We start from the raw sequence: 16,173 nt of genomic DNA, 5'->3' as shown, positions 1-16,173 counted from the left end.
ACGACACTCCCGCGGGTCCCACCGGCCCCACGGGTTCCACGAGCCCGACGCCGTACACCTATGCGACCCTTCCGGACTCCCCGGACCTCGTCCGGCACCTTTCCGGGCTCCCCGGAGCTCCGCACGGGCCGCCGCGCGGTCAGGACGGCGCCGGCCCCGGCTGCCGGGTCCGGCCGCTCGGGCCGTCGACGTGGCACAGCAGCAGGCACACGTCGTCCTCGCGCGGGGAGTCGCCGAGCAGCGGACGCAGCATCCGGTCCGCCACGCCGTCCAGGTCCGCGTCCAGCTCCGCCGGGCGGAACGCGCCGAGCGCGGCCGCCAGCCGCTCGATGCCCGCGTCGATCCCCCGGGCCCGGCGCTCCACCAGACCGTCCGTGTAGAGCGCCAGCGTGCAGCCCGGGGACAGCCGCACCGTGTGGTCGGCGATCCGCTGCTCCAGCGGGATGCCGAGCATCGCGCCGGGTTTGGCGTCGAGGACCCGGACGCTTCCGTCGGCCCCGCGCAGCACGGGCGGCGGATGACCGGCGGCCGCCCAGGTCACCGTGGGGTCGTCCGGGTGGAAACGGGCGATGACCGCGGTGGCGTACAGATCGGGTTGCAGATGACGCAGCAGTACGTGCAGCCGGGTCAGCAACTCGCCCGGGCTGCCGCCGTCGACGGCGTACGCGCGCAGCGCGGTGCGCAGCTGGCTCATCATGACGGCCGCGCGCAGTCCGTGCCCGGTCACGTCGCCGATCACCGTGATCAGGCTCCCGTCGGGCTGACGGAACGCGTCGTACCAGTCCCCGCCGATGTTCAGCCCGTACGTGGCCGGCAGATAGCGGGCCGCCAGGCGCAGGCCCGGGGTGCGGGGCAGGTCCGTGAGCAGGGCGCGCTGAAGCGTCTCGGCGATGTCCCGGTTGTGTTCGAAACGCCGGGCGTTGTCGATGGCGATGCTGGCCCGCCGGGTGAGTTCGACCAGCATGACCGCGTCGTCGGGGTCCCAGCGTCCGCCGGGCGGGGACAGCGTCAGCACGCCGAGGGGTGCGTGCCGGGTGGGCAGCGGGACGCACAGCAGCGGCCGGGCCGGGTCCAGCGCCGAGGGCGGCTGGTCGTCGACGCCGGGCAGCCCGCCGGGGTGCCCGGCGGCGTACTGTGGCCGGCCGGTGCGGGCCGCGAGCACGGCGGCGGCAGGACGTGCACCGGACCGCCCGGGTCCGCCGCCCCGCACCGGCGCGTCGGCGTGGGGGCCGGCCGGCGCGGCGGCGCCGGGGTGCCGACCGTCGTCCTCGGCGGATGCGGTCCCGGGCGGCTGTCGGCCGGTGTCGGTCCCGGACGGTTCCGGGAGCCGTTGCTCGTCCTCGGCGTCGAACAGCCAGACGTCGACGCTGCGGGCGTACTCGGGCACCAGCAGCTCGGGCAGCCTGCGCACGATCTCGTCGTGGTTCAGCGACGCCGTCAGCACCGCACTCGCGTCGGCCAGGAAGGTCAGCCTGCGCCGGGCGCGCTCCGCCTCCCGGTGCGCCGCGCGTTCGGCGGCGAACGCCTCGCGCTGGGCCCGTCCGGCGGCGTCCAGCTCGCCGTGCAGCGCGAGCACGCCCTGGTTCGTCTGGTGCAGTTCCTCGCGGTGACAGGCGACCAGCGCCTCCTGGTCCGCGAGCTTGCCCAGCACGAGAGCGGTGTCCTCGTCGGCGCCGAGCAGGGCCTCCGCCAGCAGTCCGGGACCGTCGGCCACCGGGTCCGGCCCCGCCGTCCGGGCCTCCTCGGTGCAGCGCACCGCCATCCGCCACGTCGGCTCCCCGCCCTCCCGGGGACGCACCAGGACGCGCAGCGACCGCTGTCCGCCCGGCGCCGAGGACGCCTCCAGCGTGAGCCGCCAGCCGCCGCCCTTGGTGAGGCACTGCCGCAGCCGGGCGCTGAGCGCCGTGACCAGCCGGGTGCGCTCCAGGACGGGCACGCCGAGCGCGGCGGCGACCCGGGCCGTGGCGATCCGGGCCCGCGCCGCGTCGGTGACGGACGCGACCGGCCAGACCTGCCTCATGGGCCCTCCGGCGGGTTCGGCGCCAGTACGGCGACGGCGGTGTCGTCCCTGACCGGGCGGGCGGCACTGCCGGCGTCGCGCACGGTCACGGCGGCCACGACCGCCGGGTCGGCCAGCAGCAGACCGGGGTCGGACGGCGGGACCCACCGGCTGGGCAGCCCGTCGCTGTGCAGCACGAGCAGCCGGTCCGGGCCCCACGGCAGCCGGGTCTCGGGCAGGGTCGCGGGGCGGTGGACGCCGACGATGCCGGGCCGGGACAGCAGATGCCGCCAGGTGCCGCCCTCGCGCAGCCGCGCCCCGATGTTCCCGATGCCCGCGAAGGTCAACCGGCCGGTGTCCGCGTCGAGCTGGGCCAGCGCGACGGCCGCGCCGCGGGTGCCGCGCAGTCCGGCGTCCAGGTGCCGCAGCAGTTCGGCGGGGGAGAGGTGGGCCGATCGGCCGAGCACCCGCGCCGCCTCCGTCGACGCGTGAGCCGCCTGCGGCCCGTGTCCCAGCCCGTCGGCCAGCATCAGGGTCAGCCGGTCGCCCGCGCGGACCCACGCCCAGGTGTCGCCCGAGCAGTCCGCCCCGGCGAACGGGATGTTGATCCCGCCGGCCCGCGCCACGCACCGCTGCGCGCCGCCTGCCACCGCGGCGTCGGCGCGCCCGGCCCGGCCGGGGGCGGCGCCGATCCGGGCCAGGGCGACCGTGCCCCGGCCCGGCGCGCTGTGCAGGCCGAAGTCGTCGGCGAGGCGGACACAGGTGCCCAGGCCCGCGCCGAGCGAGTCGGCCGTCGAGAACCCGTCGCGCAGGGCGGCCCCGACGTCGGGCATGCCCGGACCGTGGTCGACCGCGGCGATCTGCACGACGTCGTGCCGGTCCCGGCCCTCGCCGGCCGTGGACGGCGCGACCAGGTCGACGAGGAGCTGTCCGCCGCCGGCGTGCTTGAGCAGGTTGGTGGCCAGCTCGCTGGCCACCAGCGCGGCCGCGGCGGTGCGCCGCTCGTCCAGCCCGGCGAGCGCCGCGGCCTCCTCGGCGGCGACCCTGGAGTCGCGCACCCGGGTCGAGTCGTGCACCGGTACGTCCCACAGCCGTGCCATCACCACTCCTCGCGCGGGTGCCCCGGCCGGGGCGGCCGGCCCGCCCAGGACGTCACCGTGACCGTGGTACCGACTCCCGGGGTGCTGTCGATCGCGAACCGGTGCACCAGCCGGCGCGCGCCGCCGAGGCCCATCCCCAGCCCGTCGCCGGAGGTGTAGCCGTCCCGCAGGGCTCGCTCCAGGTCCGCGATCCCCGGGCCCTCGTCGCTGAAGGCCAGCCGCAGCCCCTGCGCCCGCCCCTGGGCCACCCGGGCCGCCGTCAGCTGTCCGCCGCCGCCGTGGACGAGGGTGTTGCGGGCCAGTTCGCTCGCCGCGGTGACCAGCTTGGTCTGCTCGACCAGACCGAAACCGAGCCGGGCGGCGGCCTGGCGCACATGCTGGCGCACCCACACCAGGTCCAGGTCGGAACGGATCGGCAGGCGGGCGTCGACGCCCGCGGCCGCCTCCATCACCGTCTCCCCGGCCGAGGCCCGGCGGCGTCGACTCGCGCCGGGTCGCCGAGCAGGCGCAGAGCCGCCTCGGTGTTCAGGGCCGTACGCAGCCCCGGCAGCGTCAGCCCCATCTCCACCAGGGTGATCGCGACCGCCGGACGCATGCCCGCGACCACGGTCCTGGCCGCCAGCAGCCCTGCCTTCGCCGCGATCTCGGCCAGCACCCGGCCGAGGAAGGAGTCCACGATCTCGATGCCGGAGATGTCGATCACGACGCCCGTCACCCCGCTGCTGCCGATCCGCTCCGTGATGTCCTGCTGGAGCTGCTCGGCCGTGCTGTCGTGCAGGTCCCCCTGGAGGGTGACCAGGAGGACGTCACCGAGCCGGAGCACCGGCACGTGCGTCATGGGCGGGCGGGAGAACTCGTCGGTCACCGCGCCCCCGCACCGCCCGGCGTGGCGTGCACGATGTCCGCGCCCAGCCGGTGCAGGGCGTGCGCCAGGGCGTCGGCGAGGCTCGCCCGGGTGACCACCGTGCCCAAATCCAGACCGAGGTGGACGATGGTCTGCGCGATCGCGGGCCGGATGCCGGAGACCACGCACTCCGCACCCATCAGCCGGGCCGCCGCGACCGTCTTCATCAGATGCTGGGCCACCAGCGAGTCGACCGTCGGCACACCGGTGATGTCGAGGATCGCGTACCGCGCCTGCTGGTCGACGACGGCTTCCAGCAGCGTCTCCATGACCACCTGGCTGCGGGCGCTGTCGAGCGTCCCGATGAGCGGTACGGCCACGATGCCGTCCCACAGTTTGATGACGGGCGTGGCCACCTCCAGCAGTTGCAGCCGCTGCCGGTCGATGAGGGCCTCGCCCTCGCTCAGCGCCGTCTCCAGCACGACCAGCCGCAGGGTGCCGAGCAGCACGGTCAGCGCGGACTCGCACTCCCGCAGCTGTCCGGGCGGCACGTCGGCGAGGCCGGTGAGGTCGGCGACCAGGAGGTCCACGACCGGCGGCCGCAGCGCGTCGACCTCCCTCGACACCTGCGCGGTGCCCAGTCCGGCACGGGCGCGCGAGGCGGCCATCCGCGCCAACTGCTCCCGTACCAGGGTGAATCCGGTGGCCTCGGGATCCGCCACCCGTTCCGCCGTGGCGACTTCGGCCAGTGCGTCGGCCACCGACCGTCCCGCCTCGACCGCCTCGTCCCGCGAGACGGTGAACACCGCACGGAACAGCGGCTCGTCGGCCCACCGCTGCGCGATCTGCTCGCGGCGGCGGCGCAGGAAGACCCCGACCTGCCGGGCCGGTGATCCCTGCTGTGCTTCCGCTTCGTGCTCCGGCACCTGCTTCACTCCTCGTGTCTGTCGCGGTGGGCGGCGACCGGCGGCCGTCGCCCCGCCCCGGCCCGCCCGTCGCCCGGTCCTGCCCCGGCCGGGGCGCGTGGCCCGTCAGGTCCGCCGGTCCGGGGGGCCTGCGGCGCACCGTCAGGTTCGGGGGTCCGGGGAGGCCTGCGGCGCCGTGCCGACCAGCGCGAGGGCGTCGTCGACGGTCTCGGAGACGGGGACCGTGATGCTGACGCCGGTGAGGTCCAGGATCCGCCGTACGGCCGGGGCGGGCGCGATGACGTGCACGCTCCCCGACACCCCGCGTGCCTCCTGGTACACCCGCAGCACGATGTTCATGCCGGACGAGTCCATGAACGGGACCGCGGAGAGGTCGAGCAGGAAGTGCCGGCGGCCGTGGTGGAGCTGGTTGGCCAGCTGGTGCTGGAACTCGGTCGCGGTGTCGAGGTCCAGATGGCCCTCGACCGCGACCAGGGCGATGTCCTCCCGGGGCACGGTGACCTCGACGGACAGGGGGTTGCGGGCTCGTGTCACGAATGCCTCCACGCGTGCGGACGACCTGATCCGGTGCTGGTCTGCGGTGCGGGGGGCACAGGTCCCCGCACAAGGCTGTGCCCGGTGTCACCGCCCTCGGGCGGCGGCACCGGGCACAGGGGTGTCAGGCGATCTCGGGGCCCAGCAGTCCGGCGCGCAGCCGCCGGACCATGCGGGTGATCAGACGGGAGACGTGCATCTGGGAGATGCCGAGCTCCTTGCCGATGTCCGCCTGCGTGCGCTCCTCCACGAAGCGCATATGGATGATCAGCCGTTCCCGGTCGTCGAGTTCGGCGATGAGGGGCGCCAGGGAGTGGAAGTTCTCCACCAGTTCCAGCGCCGGTTCCTCCTCGCCGATGAAGTCGGCCAGCACCGACTCGCCGTCCGCGCCGCCGTCGGAGGTGAGGGCGGCGTCGAGGGAGGACGACGTGTAGCAGTTGGCCGCCTTGCGGGCCTCGATGACCTCTTCCTCCGACAGCGACATGAGCTGCGAGAGCTCGCGCGTGGTCGGCATCCGGTCCAGCCGGGTCTGGAGCTCCTCGGTTGCCTTGGCCAGCTCGACCCGGGCCTCCTGGAGCCGGCGGGGCACATGCACGGCCCAACTGGTGTCGCGGAAGAAGCGCTTGATCTCACCGACGATGTACGGGACGGCGAACGAGGTGAACTCGACCTCGCGGGACAGCTCGAACCGGTCGATGGCCTTGATCAGACCGATCGTGCCGACCTGGACGATGTCCTCCATCGAGTCCTGGCGGCTGCGGAAACGGGAGGCGGCGTAGCGCACCAGGGAGAGGTTCATCTCGATCAGCGTGTTGCGCACGTACTGGTGCTCGGGCGTGCCCTCCTCGAGGGTCGCGAGCCGGTCGAAGAACCGGCGGGAGAGTTCGCGTGCGTCCTTCGGGCTGACCTGTGAGGGGCTGTCGATGAACGGCAGACCGTCCCGAAGGCCGTCCGTGACCGTCTGCTCCGCTGCCGTCACGGCATTCATGCCGCCCACTCCGTTCGTCGTACGAGTTGCTGACAGGGGTCGACTGCCCCGGCTTCCCCAACTCATGTCAGGGGGAGGCGAAAGAAAGTGGTGCGGCTCGAAGACATGGCCGAAAAGCGCCGCTTGGGCAGGGTCGGCTGAGGAGGCGGGCCCGCCACACCGGACCCGGCGGCCCCGACGGTATGTCAGGACGGCGACGTACGCTGAGGGACGGGATGCGGAAGACGGGGGTGCGGGTGGTGCAGGAAGGGCGTGCGCAAAGCCCCGGGGAGTCGTTCGTCCACCCGGCATTCCTCTATCGCGGTGACGACGAGTACCGGGCGGAGATCGTGTCCTTCGTCCTCGAAGGCCTCGCGGCGGGGGAGCCGGTGGCCGTCGCCGTGCCCGCGCGTCGGCTCGAACTGATCCAGGACGGGCTCGGCGCGCGCGCCGCCGAGGTGCGCTTCACCGACATGACCGCCGCCGGCCGCAACCCCGGCCGCATCATCCCGACGGTGCTGCGGGCGTTCGCGGACGCCGTCGGCGACGACCGCCGGGCACGGATCGTCGGGGAGCCGGTCTGGCCCGGCCGGACCGCCGAGGAGTATCCGGCCTGCGTCCAGCACGAGGCGCTGATCAACACGGCCTTCCAGGGGCGGCCCGTGACGATCCTGTGCCCCTACGACGCCCGCGCCCTGTCCGCCGGGACGCTCGCCGACGCGCACGCCACGCACCCGCTCGTCGTCGGCGCAGGGCGTACGACCGTCAGCCGGGCCTACGATCCGCAGGGCGCGCTGGAACGCTGCAACCTCCCGCTGCCGCCCCCGCCGCGCGCGGTCACGGTCCGCTTCGACGCCGCGGCGCTGCCGGACACCAGGGACATCGCCGTGCACGAGGCGCGCAACCGGGGCATGAGCGCCGTCCGGCTGCCCGATCTGGCGCTCGTGGTGGCGGAGTTGACGACCAACAGCGTGGTGCACGGGGGTGGCGGGGGCACGTTCGGACTGTGGGCCGAGGGCGGCCGGATCGTGTGCGAGGTGCGCGACTCCGGCCGGCTCACCGACCCGCTGGCGGGCCGCCGCCCCGCGCGCCCCGAGCAGATCGGGGGACGCGGACTGCTTCTCGTGCACCGGCTCGCGGACCTGGTGCGCACCCACACCGGCGAGCACGGCACCGTCACGCGCGCCTGCCTCGACCTCTGCTGACGTCATGTCGCTCCGCACGATCTTGCCAGGCCCGAATGCGCGTGCGGGAAAAGGGTATTTGGTGCTGTGTGGGACAGGCGGGCGACCGTCGGCCGCCCGCACGGGCAGCACAGGCCCGGGGAGGAAGAGGGAGGAGCAGTGTGGCCACAGGCAGAATCTGGACGTACGCACCGGACAGCGGTCACGTCGAGGGGCAGGATCTGACGGGCTACGCCGTCGTCGCGACCGACGGCACGGTCGGGCACGTGGCGCGGCAGGCGGATCCCCACGGCATGCGGCACCTGGTCGTCGACAGCGGGGTCTGGCTGTTCGGCAGGAGCGCCGTGGTTCCGGCGGGTCTTGTCACCGGGGTGGACCCGAGGGCCCGCAGGATCTCGCTGGCCTGCACGCAGGGCGCGGTCAAGGCGGCGCCGCGGTTCCGCATCGACAGCGAGACGAGGGACGCGCGGTACCTGGCGACCGTGGGGGAGCACTACGAGCGGCTCGCCGTGCCCAGGAGCGCGAGGGACTGACCCGCCTACCGCCCCGCACCCGCAGCGGTACACCGACCGCCACGGCCGGCCCGGTGACCCACCGGGGGAGGGACGGCCGATCCGTCCGGCCCGGTGACTCACCAGGGGAGGAAGACGTGCACGTCCTTGCCCCGGTCGGCGGGCACCACGCTGACCTGGGTGCACAGCGCGTGCACCAGGTGCCAGCCGATCCCGCCGCCACCGGAGGCGGGGTTGAAGCGGCGGGGCGTCGGCGGGGTGGTGCTGCTGTCGTGCAGGGTGACGTGCACGCCGTCGAACGTACGGCGCAGCCGCAGCTCGAACGGGCCCGGCGCGTACTGGACGGCGTTGGCGGCCAGCTCCGTGACGATCAGCACGATGTCGTGCCAGCACTCCGGCGACGCGGGCGGTGAGACACCGGCCAGGGCGCGCAGGAAGTCCTCCGCGGCCAGGCGCGCACCGGTCACGTCCGCGGGCGCGCCGCTGAAGCCGACGGTACGGCTCGCGATGTCCTGGGAAGCCAGTGTGTCGTCCCCACGCTGCTCGGCTGCCATCTCGCCTCTCTTCGACCCCTGACGTCGGCAGGGCTGTCGTCCCTTCTCACACGTCTCTCTCGCTTCGTCACCTCTGCGAGTTCCCGGGGGTGCGCGGCGTACGCGTCCGAGGTGGGGGCCGGATGGGTGATCCTTCCCCGGCCCGCCGTCGGGACACACCGGGCCCGCCTCCGGTCACGGAGCGTACGGGGACGGAGCCGACGCTGCGCGGCGCGGGGAAATCGCGGCCGGGACGGCTGTCCCGGCGTTTCCGGGGAACCCGGACGCCACGGAAAGACCCCGACACCATCGACAAGAGGAGAACCTGTGCTGGCCATCGTTGCGGCGGTCCTGCTGTTCATCGCGTTCCTGATCAATGCCGCGGACATCTCCACCAACGACGTCTTCACATCGACCAACGTGATGCTGCTCGGGCTGACCGCGCTGAGCCTGCACCTCGCGGGCGTCGGCACCGCCTGGGCGGCGAGCCGCGGCCGCCGGCGCTGACCGGGGCGGCCGGTACCGACCGGGGCGGCCGGGGCTAGCGGAACATGTTGTCCGCGTCGTCCCAGCCGAGCACCTCCTCCGCGGTGGGCTGCCGCGGAACACGCGAACGTGCCTGGTACATCGCCTCGATCTCCTGCGCGTAGTGCCGGACGATCGCGTCCCGGCGCAGCTTCATCGACGGGGTCAGCAACCCGTTGGACTGGTCGAACTGGTCCGGGAGCAACCGGAACACCCGGATGGACTCGGCCCGGGACACCGCGCTGTTTGCGGCGGCCACGGCACGCCCGATCTCCTCCCGCAGCGCGTTCTCCTCCCGCGCCTCCCGGTTGGGCGTGTCGCCCTGGAGGGTCAGGGCCCCCCGCCAGTGCACCAGGTAGTCCGGGTCCAGGGTGATCAGCGCGCCCACACAGGGCCGGTTGTCACCCACTACCACCGCCTGGTGCACCAGCGGATGCATCCGCAGCCGCTGCTCCAGCGGGGCCGGCGCCACGCTGTTGCCGCCGCTGGTGACGATGGTGTCCTTCTTGCGGCCGGTGATGGTGAGGTAGCCCTCGTGGTCCAGATGCCCGAGGTCGCCGGTGGCCAGCCAGCCGTTGCGCAGCGTGGCCCGGGTGGCGGCCTCGTCGTTGACGTATCCCTGGAAGACCGACGGTCCGTGCACGAGGATCTCCCCGTCCTCGGCGACCCGGATGTCCGTGCCGGGCAGCGCCTGTCCGACCGTCCCCGACTTCTCCCGGCCCAGCGGCTGCATGGTGATCCCGCCGGCGGTCTCGGTCAGCCCGTAGCCGTCGTGCACGTAGATGCCGATGCCCTCGTAGAAGAGGGAGAGTTCGCGGCTGAGCGGTGAGCCGCCGGAGGTGGCGCGGGTCACCCGGCCGCCCAGCGCGCCGCGCAGCCTGCGGTAGATCGTCCGCTCGTACAGGGCGTGCTGCAACCGCAGGTCGAGGCCGGGACCCGAGCCCCGGCCCAGCCGCTGCCGCTCGTTCGCCGCGGCGAAGTCCCGCGCCGTCTCGGCGGCCCGCTCGAACAGCGCTCCCCGGCCCGTCTGCTGGGCCGTGCGCAGGAAAGTCTTGTACAGCTTCTCGAAGACCGACGGTACGGCGTAGAAGTACGTGGGCCTGAACGAGAGCAGCGCCGACGCCAGGGACTCCTCGCTGAGGTCGGGTTCATGGCCCATGAGCAGGCCGCCGCGCAGGCACAGGCCCTGGATCATGAGCCCGTACACGTGGGAGAACGGCAGGAAGGCGAGGACGGCCGGCTGTTCCCCGGCCTGCGCCGCCGTGTGGCCCCAGCCCTGCAACAGGGTGTCGCAGGGGCTCGCCAGACTCCGGTGGCTCAGCGCGCAGCCCATCGGGTGTCCCGAGGTGCCGGAGGTGTAGGCGACCACCGCCGTGGAGTCCGGCATGACGATACGGCGCAGCGAGTCCACCGTGGTGAGGGGGATGAACTCGCCCCGCTCCACGAGCTGTTCGAGCGCGCCCGCGTCCAACTGCCAGACGTGCCGCAGCCGGGGCAGTCCCGCGCACACCGAGCCCACCGTCATCACGCTCTGCTCGTCCTCGACCGCGACGCCCACGCAGCCCGAGTCGCGCAGCATCCATTCGACCTGGTCGCGGGAGGAGGTGGGATGGATCGGCACCACCTCGGCGCCGACCGTCCACAGCGCGAGGCCGAGGACCGTCCACTCGTAGCGGGTGCGTGCCATGACGGCCACCCGGGCGCCCGGTGAGATCCCGGACGCGATCAGGCCCTTGGCAAGATCGACCACCGTGTCCCGGACCTCGACGGCCGTCACCTCTTCCCAGGAGGCGTTCTCGGAGGTGCCCCGGCGGCGGGCGAGCAGCGGCAGGGCGGGGTTGCGCGCCGCCGTGTCGAAGACGGTGTCGGCGAGTCCCCCGGTCACGGACGGTGTGGCCGGGGGAGCGAAGGCGAAGTCGCGCATGCGCTGGCTCCTGGGGTGTACGGGGAGTGACTCCGCCTACGAGAACTGTTATCGACGGTGGTCGAATCTAGCCCAGGAGAGACCGGATGGGGCCGGGAACGGAGAAGTAATCGAGCCGTGATCATTTCCACACGGCGGACCGGGCCGGCCCCCGTTTGAATCCCGGGTCCGGCAAACCGGACGACCACCGGCGGGTCCGGGCACGGTGACGGCACCGCGCCCGGACCCGCCCGGTCCTAGAGCTGCGCCGGCGTCAGCCAGACCGTCGCCAGCGGCGGCAGCGTGAGCGTGATCCGGCCGTCCAGCTGCTTGACCGGTTCGGGGTGGACGAGGTCGCTGCCGCCGTAGCGTGCCGCGTCGGTGTTGAGGGTCTCCTGCCAGGCGTCGACCGAGTCCGGGACCCACAGCTCGTAGTCGTGCCGGACGACGGGGGAGAAGTTGCACACGGCCAGCAGCGGGCTGCCGTCCGCGGCGAACCGCAGGAACGCGAACACGTTGTCGTCGGCGGCGTCCCCGGCCACCCAGCGGAAGCCCTCGGGCCGGGTGTCGCGCTGCCAGAGCGCGGGGGTGTCCCGGTAGACGGTGTTGAGATCGCGCACGAGGTCGCGCACACCGCGGTGGTCGCCCTGCGCCGCGTAGGCCGGGTCGAGCAGCCACCAGTCCGGGCCGTGCTCCTGCGACCACTCCCCGCCCTGGGCGAACTCCTGGCCCATGAAGAGGAGTTGCTTGCCGGGATGGGCCCACATGAAACCGAGGTAGGCGCGGTGGTTGGCGCGCTGCTGCCACCAGTCGCCGGGCATCTTCGCCACCAGCGCCTGCTTGCCGTGCACCACCTCGTCGTGCGAGATGGGCAGGACGTAGTTCTCGCTGTAGGCGTACACCATCGAGAAGGTCATCTCGTTGTGGTGGTACTTGCGGTGCACCGGCTCGTGGCTCATGTACTCCAGCGAGTCGTGCATCCACCCCATGTTCCACTTCAGCCCGAAGCCGAGACCGCCGCCGTCGGTGGGCCGGGTCACCCCGTCCCAGGCGGTGGACTCCTCCGCGATGGTGACGACACCCGGCACCCGCCGGTACACCGTCGCGTTCATCTCCTGGAGGAACGCCTTCGCCGCCAGGTCCTCGTTGCCGCCGAAGACGTTGGGCTCCCACTGGCCCGAGTCCCGGGAGTAGTCGAGGTAGAGCATCGAGGCGACCGCGTCCACCCGCAGCCCGTCGATGTGGAACTCCTCGCACCAGTACACCGCGTTGGCGACCAGGAAGTTACGGACCTCGATGCGCGCGTAGTCGAACTCGTAGGTCCCCCAGTCCGGATGCTCCGCGCGCCGCCAGTCCCCGGGCTCGTACAGCGGCTCCCCGTCGAACCGGGCCAGCGCCCAGTCGTCCTTGGGGAAGTGCGCCGGCACCCAGTCCATGATCACGCCGAGGCCGGCCCGGTGCAGCGCGTCCACCAGGTACCGGAAGTCGTCCGGCGAGCCGAGCCGGGACGTCGGCGCGTAGAAGCCGGTGACCTGGTAGCCCCAGGAGCCGCCGAAGGGGTGCTCGGCCACCGGCATCAGCTCGACATGGGTGAATCCCAGCTCCCGGACGTACGCCGGGAGCTCCTCGGCCAGCTCGCGGTACGTCGCGCCCGACCGCCAGGACGGCAGGTGCACCTCGTAGACGGAGAACGGCGCCTCGTGCACCGGGGTGTCACCGCGGCGCGCCAGCCAGTCGGCGTCGCCCCACTCGTAGTGCGAGGCGGTCACGATCGACGCCGTGTCGGGCGGCACCTCCGTGCGGCGCGCCATCGGGTCGGCCTTCAGGAACCGGTCCCCGTGCCGGGAGGTGATCTCGAACTTGTACCGCGCGCCCTCGCCGATGCCCGGCAGGAACAGCTCCCACACCCCGGCCGCGCCGAGGGAGCGCATCGGGTACTGGGTGCCGTCCCAGAAGGTGAAGTCCCCGGCCACCCGTACGCCCCGGGCGTTGGGCGCCCACACGGTGAAGCGGGTGCCGGTCACGCCCTGGTGGGTCATCGGCTCGGCGCCGAGCGCCTTCCACAGCTGCTCGTGCCGGCCCTCCCGGATCAGGTGCAGGTCGAAGTCGCCCAGCGACGGCAGGAAGCGGTAGGGGTCGTGGACCTCGTACTCCGCGTCGTCGTACGCCACCAGCAGCGTGTACTCCGGGATCGCGTCGAACGGCAGTACGGCGCAGAAGAGGCCGTCGCCCTCCGAGACCAGGGCGCCGCGCGTGCCGTCCGCCACGACGGTGACCGAGCGGGCGAACGGGCGCAGCACCCGGAAGAGGACTCCGCCCGTCACCGGGTGGGCGCCGAGCAGCGCGTGCGGGTCGTGGTGCGCCCCCGACAGCAGGCGCAGGCGCTCCTGCGGATCCAGGGTCAGGGCCGTCGGCGGAACCGGTCCGGCCGACTCGGGAAGCGAGGTCTCTCGCAGTGCCACGGTGTCAGGCTCCTCTCACGGCGAGACGCTCGATCGCCGCCATAGGTACGGGCATCCAGTCCGGGCGGTGCCGGGCCTCGTACAGGACTTCGTAGACGGCCCTGTCCGTCTCGTAGGCGCGCAGCAGGGCGTGTTTCTTGCGCGGGTCCCAGCCCGCCCGGTCGGCGTAGCCCGCGCAGAAGGCCTCCCGGCAGCGCCGGGCCCACTCCGGTCGCCAGGGGTGGCGCTGGCGGGCGGCGTAGTCGAAGGAACGCAGCATGCCCGCGATGTCGCGCACCGGGGAGTGCGCGCTGCGCCGTTCCGCCAGCGGACGCGACGGTTCGCCCTCGAAGTCGATGACGAACCAGTCGCGCCCGGCGCGCAGCACCTGCCCCAGGTGCAGGTCGCCGTGGATGCGCTGGACCGGGGGACCGGGGTCGCAGGTGGCGAGCGCGGTGAACGCGGTGCGCAGGGCGCCGACGAACGGCCGCAGGGCCGGGACGTGGTGCGCGGCGGACTCCAGACGCTCGGTCATCGCGGCCGCCGTCAGGTCGTTGTCGGTGTGGGCGCAGGACGGCAGGGCCGAGGCCAGCGCCAGGTGCACCTCCGCCGTCGCCCGGCCCAGCTCGTGGGCCTCCGCCGTGAAGGTGTCGCCGGTGGCGAGCGCGCGCAGGGCGAGCGCCCAGCCGTCGGAGGCGCCGGGCAGGAACGGCTGGAGCACCCCGAGTGTCGCCTCCTGCGGATGCATGGTGCGGAACCAGGCCACCGGCGCGGGCACCCGCCCGCAGCCCTGCCCGGCCAGTGCGACCGGCACCTCCAGATCGGGGTTGATCCCGGGCTGGATGCGCCGGAACAGCTTCAGGATGAACGCGTCGCCGTACACCACCGACGAGTTGGACTGCTCGGCGTCCAGCAGCCGCGGCGGCAGCCCGGCCGGCACCGGCACGGACGCGTCGGACTCGAACCGCAGCGGGCCCAGGGTGCCCGGGTGACGCAGCCGCTCCAGGAGCAGATGCGTCGAACGGGGGTCCTGGAGGGCGTCGTAGACCGCAAGACCGGCCAGCGGACCGAAGTCCGCCCGGCCGATCAGCGCCCGCCCGAGCCGGGGCGAGAGATGTTCCTGGATGCCCAGCAGCAACTGGTAGCAGTCCCCGGCCGGGGTGGCGCCGCCGGGTGCGGGGACCCCGTTCTGGTCGGTCTGGACGAGCAGATGCAGACAGCCCGGGAACAGCTCGGTCATCGACAGCAGCCGGAGGTCGGTCAGGGGCCGGTCCTTGCCTGCGAACCAGCGCTGCCGCGGCAGCCACTCCCGCAACAGTCCGCCGAGCGATGCCATCGGCTGGATGCCGTCGGCAGTGATCGGGTGGAGATATGCGGTCTTCGGCATGGTGACGCGTCCTTTCCTCGGCGCACGCTCACAGTTGTCGGCCGGTGCGGGGTGCGACTCGGGCGAGCCGGAACCAGTAGAAGCCGTGTCCGGTGAGGGTGAGCAGGTAGGGCAGTTCGCCGATGGCGGGGAAGCGCACCCCGCCGAAGAGCTCGACCGGATGTCTCCCGTCGAACTCGCGCAGGTCCAGCTCGGTCGGCTGGGCGAAGCGGGAGAAGTTGTGCACGCACAGCACCAGGTCGTCCTCGTACTCGCGCAGGAAGGCGAGGACGGCCGGGTTGGAGCACTGGAGCTCGGTGTAGGACCCCAGTCCGAAGGCAGGATTCTGCTTGCGGATCTCGATCATGCGGCGGGTCCAGTGCAGCAGGGACGACGGCGAGGACATGGACGCCTCGACGTTGGTGACCTGGTAGCCGTAGACCGGGTCCATGATCGTCGGCAGGTAGAGCCTGCCGGGGTCCGAGGACGAGAAGCCGGCGTTGCGGTCCGGGGTCCACTGCATCGGCGTGCGCACCCCGTCGCGGTCGCCGAGCCAGATGTTGTCGCCCATGCCGATCTCGTCGCCGTAGTAGAGGATCGGTGATCCGGGCAGGGAGAGCAGCAGGGCGGTGAAGAGTTCGATCTGGTTGCGGTCGTTGTCGAGGAGGGGGGCCAGGCGTCGGCGGATGCCGATGTTGGCGCGCATGCGCGGGTCCTTGGCGTACTCCGCGTACATGTAGTCGCGTTCTTCGTCGGTGACCATTTCGAGGGTGAGCTCGTCGTGGTTGCGCAGGAAGATGCCCCACTGGCAGCCGGAGGGGATGGCCGGTGTCTTGGCCAGGATTTCGGAGACGGGGTAGCGGGACTCGCGGCGCACGGCCATGAAGATGCGGGGCATGACGGGGAAGTGGAAGGCCATGTGGCATTCGTCGCCGCCGCCGGCGTAGTCGCCGAAGTAGTCGACGACGTCCTCGGGCCACTGGTTGGCCTCGGCCAGGATGACGGTGTCGGGGTAGCCGGCGTCGATCTCCTTGCGGACCCGCTTGAGGAACTCGTGGGTGGCGGGGAGGTTCTCGCAGTTCGTGCCCTCCTCGGCGTAGAGGTAGGGCACGGCGTCGAGGCGGAAGCCGTCGATGCCCAGGTCCAGCCAGAAGCGGAGGGCGGCCAGGACCTCTTCCTGGACGGCCGGGTTCTCGTAGTTGAGGTCGGGCTGGTGGGAGAAGAAGCGGTGGAAGAAGTACTGGTTGCGGACCGGGTCGAAGGTCCAGTTGGAGACCTCGGTGTCGACGAAGATGATGCGGGCGTCGCCGTACTGCTTGTCGTCGTCGGCCCACATGTA

15 protein-coding genes are annotated in these 16,173 nt (G+C 72.8%); 3 read left to right on the top strand and 12 right to left on the bottom strand.

Translation table 11 applies throughout. The features are described 5' to 3' along the window. Positions 1-139: 139 nt before the first annotated feature. The 7 genes from ACZ7OY_RS19395 to ACZ7OY_RS19365 all read right to left on the bottom strand — a co-directional run bounded on the left by ACZ7OY_RS19395 (position 140) and on the right by ACZ7OY_RS19365 (position 6,391). The gene (locus ACZ7OY_RS19395) at positions 140-2,020 is read right to left on the bottom strand and encodes a PP2C family protein-serine/threonine phosphatase (protein WP_471912472.1); all 1,881 of its coding nucleotides are present in this window, start codon (positions 2,018-2,020) and stop codon (positions 140-142) included. Next, positions 2,017-3,099 carry a SpoIIE family protein phosphatase gene (locus tag ACZ7OY_RS19390; protein WP_471912471.1) on the bottom strand — a complete coding sequence of 361 codons (1,083 nt, stop codon included), beginning with the start codon at positions 3,097-3,099 and terminating at the stop codon, positions 2,017-2,019. Before ACZ7OY_RS19390 ends, ACZ7OY_RS19395 begins: the two co-directional genes overlap by 4 nt. Then, on the bottom strand, positions 3,099-3,548 hold the full coding sequence (locus ACZ7OY_RS19385) for an anti-sigma regulatory factor (protein ID WP_471912470.1): 450 nt from the start codon (positions 3,546-3,548) through the stop codon (positions 3,099-3,101). Before ACZ7OY_RS19385 ends, ACZ7OY_RS19390 begins: the two co-directional genes overlap by 1 nt. Further along, positions 3,548-3,964 (bottom strand): STAS domain-containing protein, encoded by a 417-nt coding sequence (locus ACZ7OY_RS19380; protein ID WP_471912469.1) that lies wholly within the window; start codon positions 3,962-3,964, stop codon positions 3,548-3,550. The genes ACZ7OY_RS19385 and ACZ7OY_RS19380 overlap by 1 nt, the downstream gene beginning before the upstream one ends. Further along, entirely contained in the window at positions 3,961-4,869 is a 909-nt protein-coding gene (locus ACZ7OY_RS19375; RefSeq protein WP_471912468.1) for an STAS domain-containing protein, read from the bottom strand. Before ACZ7OY_RS19375 ends, ACZ7OY_RS19380 begins: the two co-directional genes overlap by 4 nt. 141 nt (positions 4,870-5,010) lie before the next feature. After that, positions 5,011-5,403 (bottom strand): STAS domain-containing protein, encoded by a 393-nt coding sequence (locus ACZ7OY_RS19370; protein ID WP_471912467.1) that lies wholly within the window; start codon positions 5,401-5,403, stop codon positions 5,011-5,013. 124 nt (positions 5,404-5,527) lie between these two features. Further along, positions 5,528-6,391: an RNA polymerase sigma factor SigF gene (locus ACZ7OY_RS19365; RefSeq protein ID WP_471912466.1), complete on the bottom strand. Its 864-nt coding sequence runs from the start codon at positions 6,389-6,391 to the stop codon at positions 5,528-5,530. Between the two features lie 215 nt (positions 6,392-6,606). On the opposite strand from ACZ7OY_RS19365, the gene ACZ7OY_RS19360 reads away from it, so the two are divergent. Next, positions 6,607-7,575 carry an anti-sigma factor RsbA family regulatory protein gene (locus tag ACZ7OY_RS19360; protein ID WP_471912465.1) on the top strand — a complete coding sequence of 323 codons (969 nt, stop codon included), beginning with the start codon at positions 6,607-6,609 and terminating at the stop codon, positions 7,573-7,575. Positions 7,576-7,715: 140 nt separating this feature from the next. Next, positions 7,716-8,087 carry a PRC-barrel domain containing protein gene (locus ACZ7OY_RS19355; protein WP_384728577.1) on the top strand — a complete coding sequence of 124 codons (372 nt, stop codon included), beginning with the start codon at positions 7,716-7,718 and terminating at the stop codon, positions 8,085-8,087. Positions 8,088-8,185: 98 nt separating this feature from the next. Here the strand turns inward: ACZ7OY_RS19355 and ACZ7OY_RS19350 are convergent, their stop codons facing one another. Beyond that, positions 8,186-8,620 carry an ATP-binding protein gene (locus tag ACZ7OY_RS19350; protein WP_471912464.1) on the bottom strand — a complete coding sequence of 145 codons (435 nt, stop codon included), beginning with the start codon at positions 8,618-8,620 and terminating at the stop codon, positions 8,186-8,188. A gap of 306 nt (positions 8,621-8,926) precedes the next feature. Between ACZ7OY_RS19350 and ACZ7OY_RS19345 the strand changes: the two genes are divergently transcribed. Further along, positions 8,927-9,106: a hypothetical protein gene (locus ACZ7OY_RS19345; protein WP_471912463.1), complete on the top strand. Its 180-nt coding sequence runs from the start codon at positions 8,927-8,929 to the stop codon at positions 9,104-9,106. 34 nt (positions 9,107-9,140) lie between these two features. On the opposite strand, the gene ACZ7OY_RS19340 is transcribed toward ACZ7OY_RS19345, so the two are convergent. The 4 genes from ACZ7OY_RS19340 to treS all read right to left on the bottom strand — a co-directional run. After that, the gene (locus tag ACZ7OY_RS19340; protein ID WP_471912462.1) at positions 9,141-11,048 is read right to left on the bottom strand and encodes an AMP-dependent synthetase/ligase; all 1,908 of its coding nucleotides are present in this window, start codon (positions 11,046-11,048) and stop codon (positions 9,141-9,143) included. Between the two features lie 236 nt (positions 11,049-11,284). Continuing rightward, positions 11,285-13,489: a 1,4-alpha-glucan branching enzyme gene (glgB, locus tag ACZ7OY_RS19335; RefSeq protein WP_471912461.1), complete on the bottom strand. Its 2,205-nt coding sequence runs from the start codon at positions 13,487-13,489 to the stop codon at positions 11,285-11,287. Between the two features lie 4 nt (positions 13,490-13,493). Further along, positions 13,494-14,855 (bottom strand): maltokinase N-terminal cap-like domain-containing protein, encoded by a 1,362-nt coding sequence (locus tag ACZ7OY_RS19330; protein WP_471912460.1) that lies wholly within the window; start codon positions 14,853-14,855, stop codon positions 13,494-13,496. A 28-nt stretch (positions 14,856-14,883) separates the two neighbouring features. Beyond that, positions 14,884-16,173, bottom strand: a 1,290-nt coding sequence (gene treS, locus ACZ7OY_RS19325) for a maltose alpha-D-glucosyltransferase (protein ID WP_471912459.1), incomplete at its 5' end; no start/stop codon positions are given.

Source organism: Streptomyces sp. NPDC107559, assembly GCF_055657365.1.
The sequence above is the reverse complement of the archived record's forward strand: the minus strand, read 5'-3'. Positions and strand labels throughout refer to the sequence as shown.

What these genes read in the sequence shown, in the direction of transcription:
- ACZ7OY_RS19365 (WP_471912466.1), bottom strand. Translation starts at nt 6,391, where the DNA reads ATGAATGCCGTGACGGCAGCGGAGCAGACGGTCACGGACGGCCTTCGG.
- ACZ7OY_RS19395 (WP_471912472.1), bottom strand. Translation starts at nt 2,020, where the DNA reads ATGAGGCAGGTCTGGCCGGTCGCGTCCGTCACCGACGCGGCGCGGGCC.
- ACZ7OY_RS19360 (WP_471912465.1), top strand. Translation starts at nt 6,607, where the DNA reads ATGCGGAAGACGGGGGTGCGGGTGGTGCAGGAAGGGCGTGCGCAAAGC.
- ACZ7OY_RS19330 (WP_471912460.1), bottom strand. Translation starts at nt 14,855, where the DNA reads ATGCCGAAGACCGCATATCTCCACCCGATCACTGCCGACGGCATCCAG.
- ACZ7OY_RS19385 (WP_471912470.1), bottom strand. Translation starts at nt 3,548, where the DNA reads ATGGAGGCGGCCGCGGGCGTCGACGCCCGCCTGCCGATCCGTTCCGAC.
- ACZ7OY_RS19340 (WP_471912462.1), bottom strand. Translation starts at nt 11,048, where the DNA reads ATGCGCGACTTCGCCTTCGCTCCCCCGGCCACACCGTCCGTGACCGGG.
- ACZ7OY_RS19350 (WP_471912464.1), bottom strand. Translation starts at nt 8,620, where the DNA reads ATGGCAGCCGAGCAGCGTGGGGACGACACACTGGCTTCCCAGGACATC.
- ACZ7OY_RS19390 (WP_471912471.1), bottom strand. Translation starts at nt 3,099, where the DNA reads ATGGCACGGCTGTGGGACGTACCGGTGCACGACTCGACCCGGGTGCGC.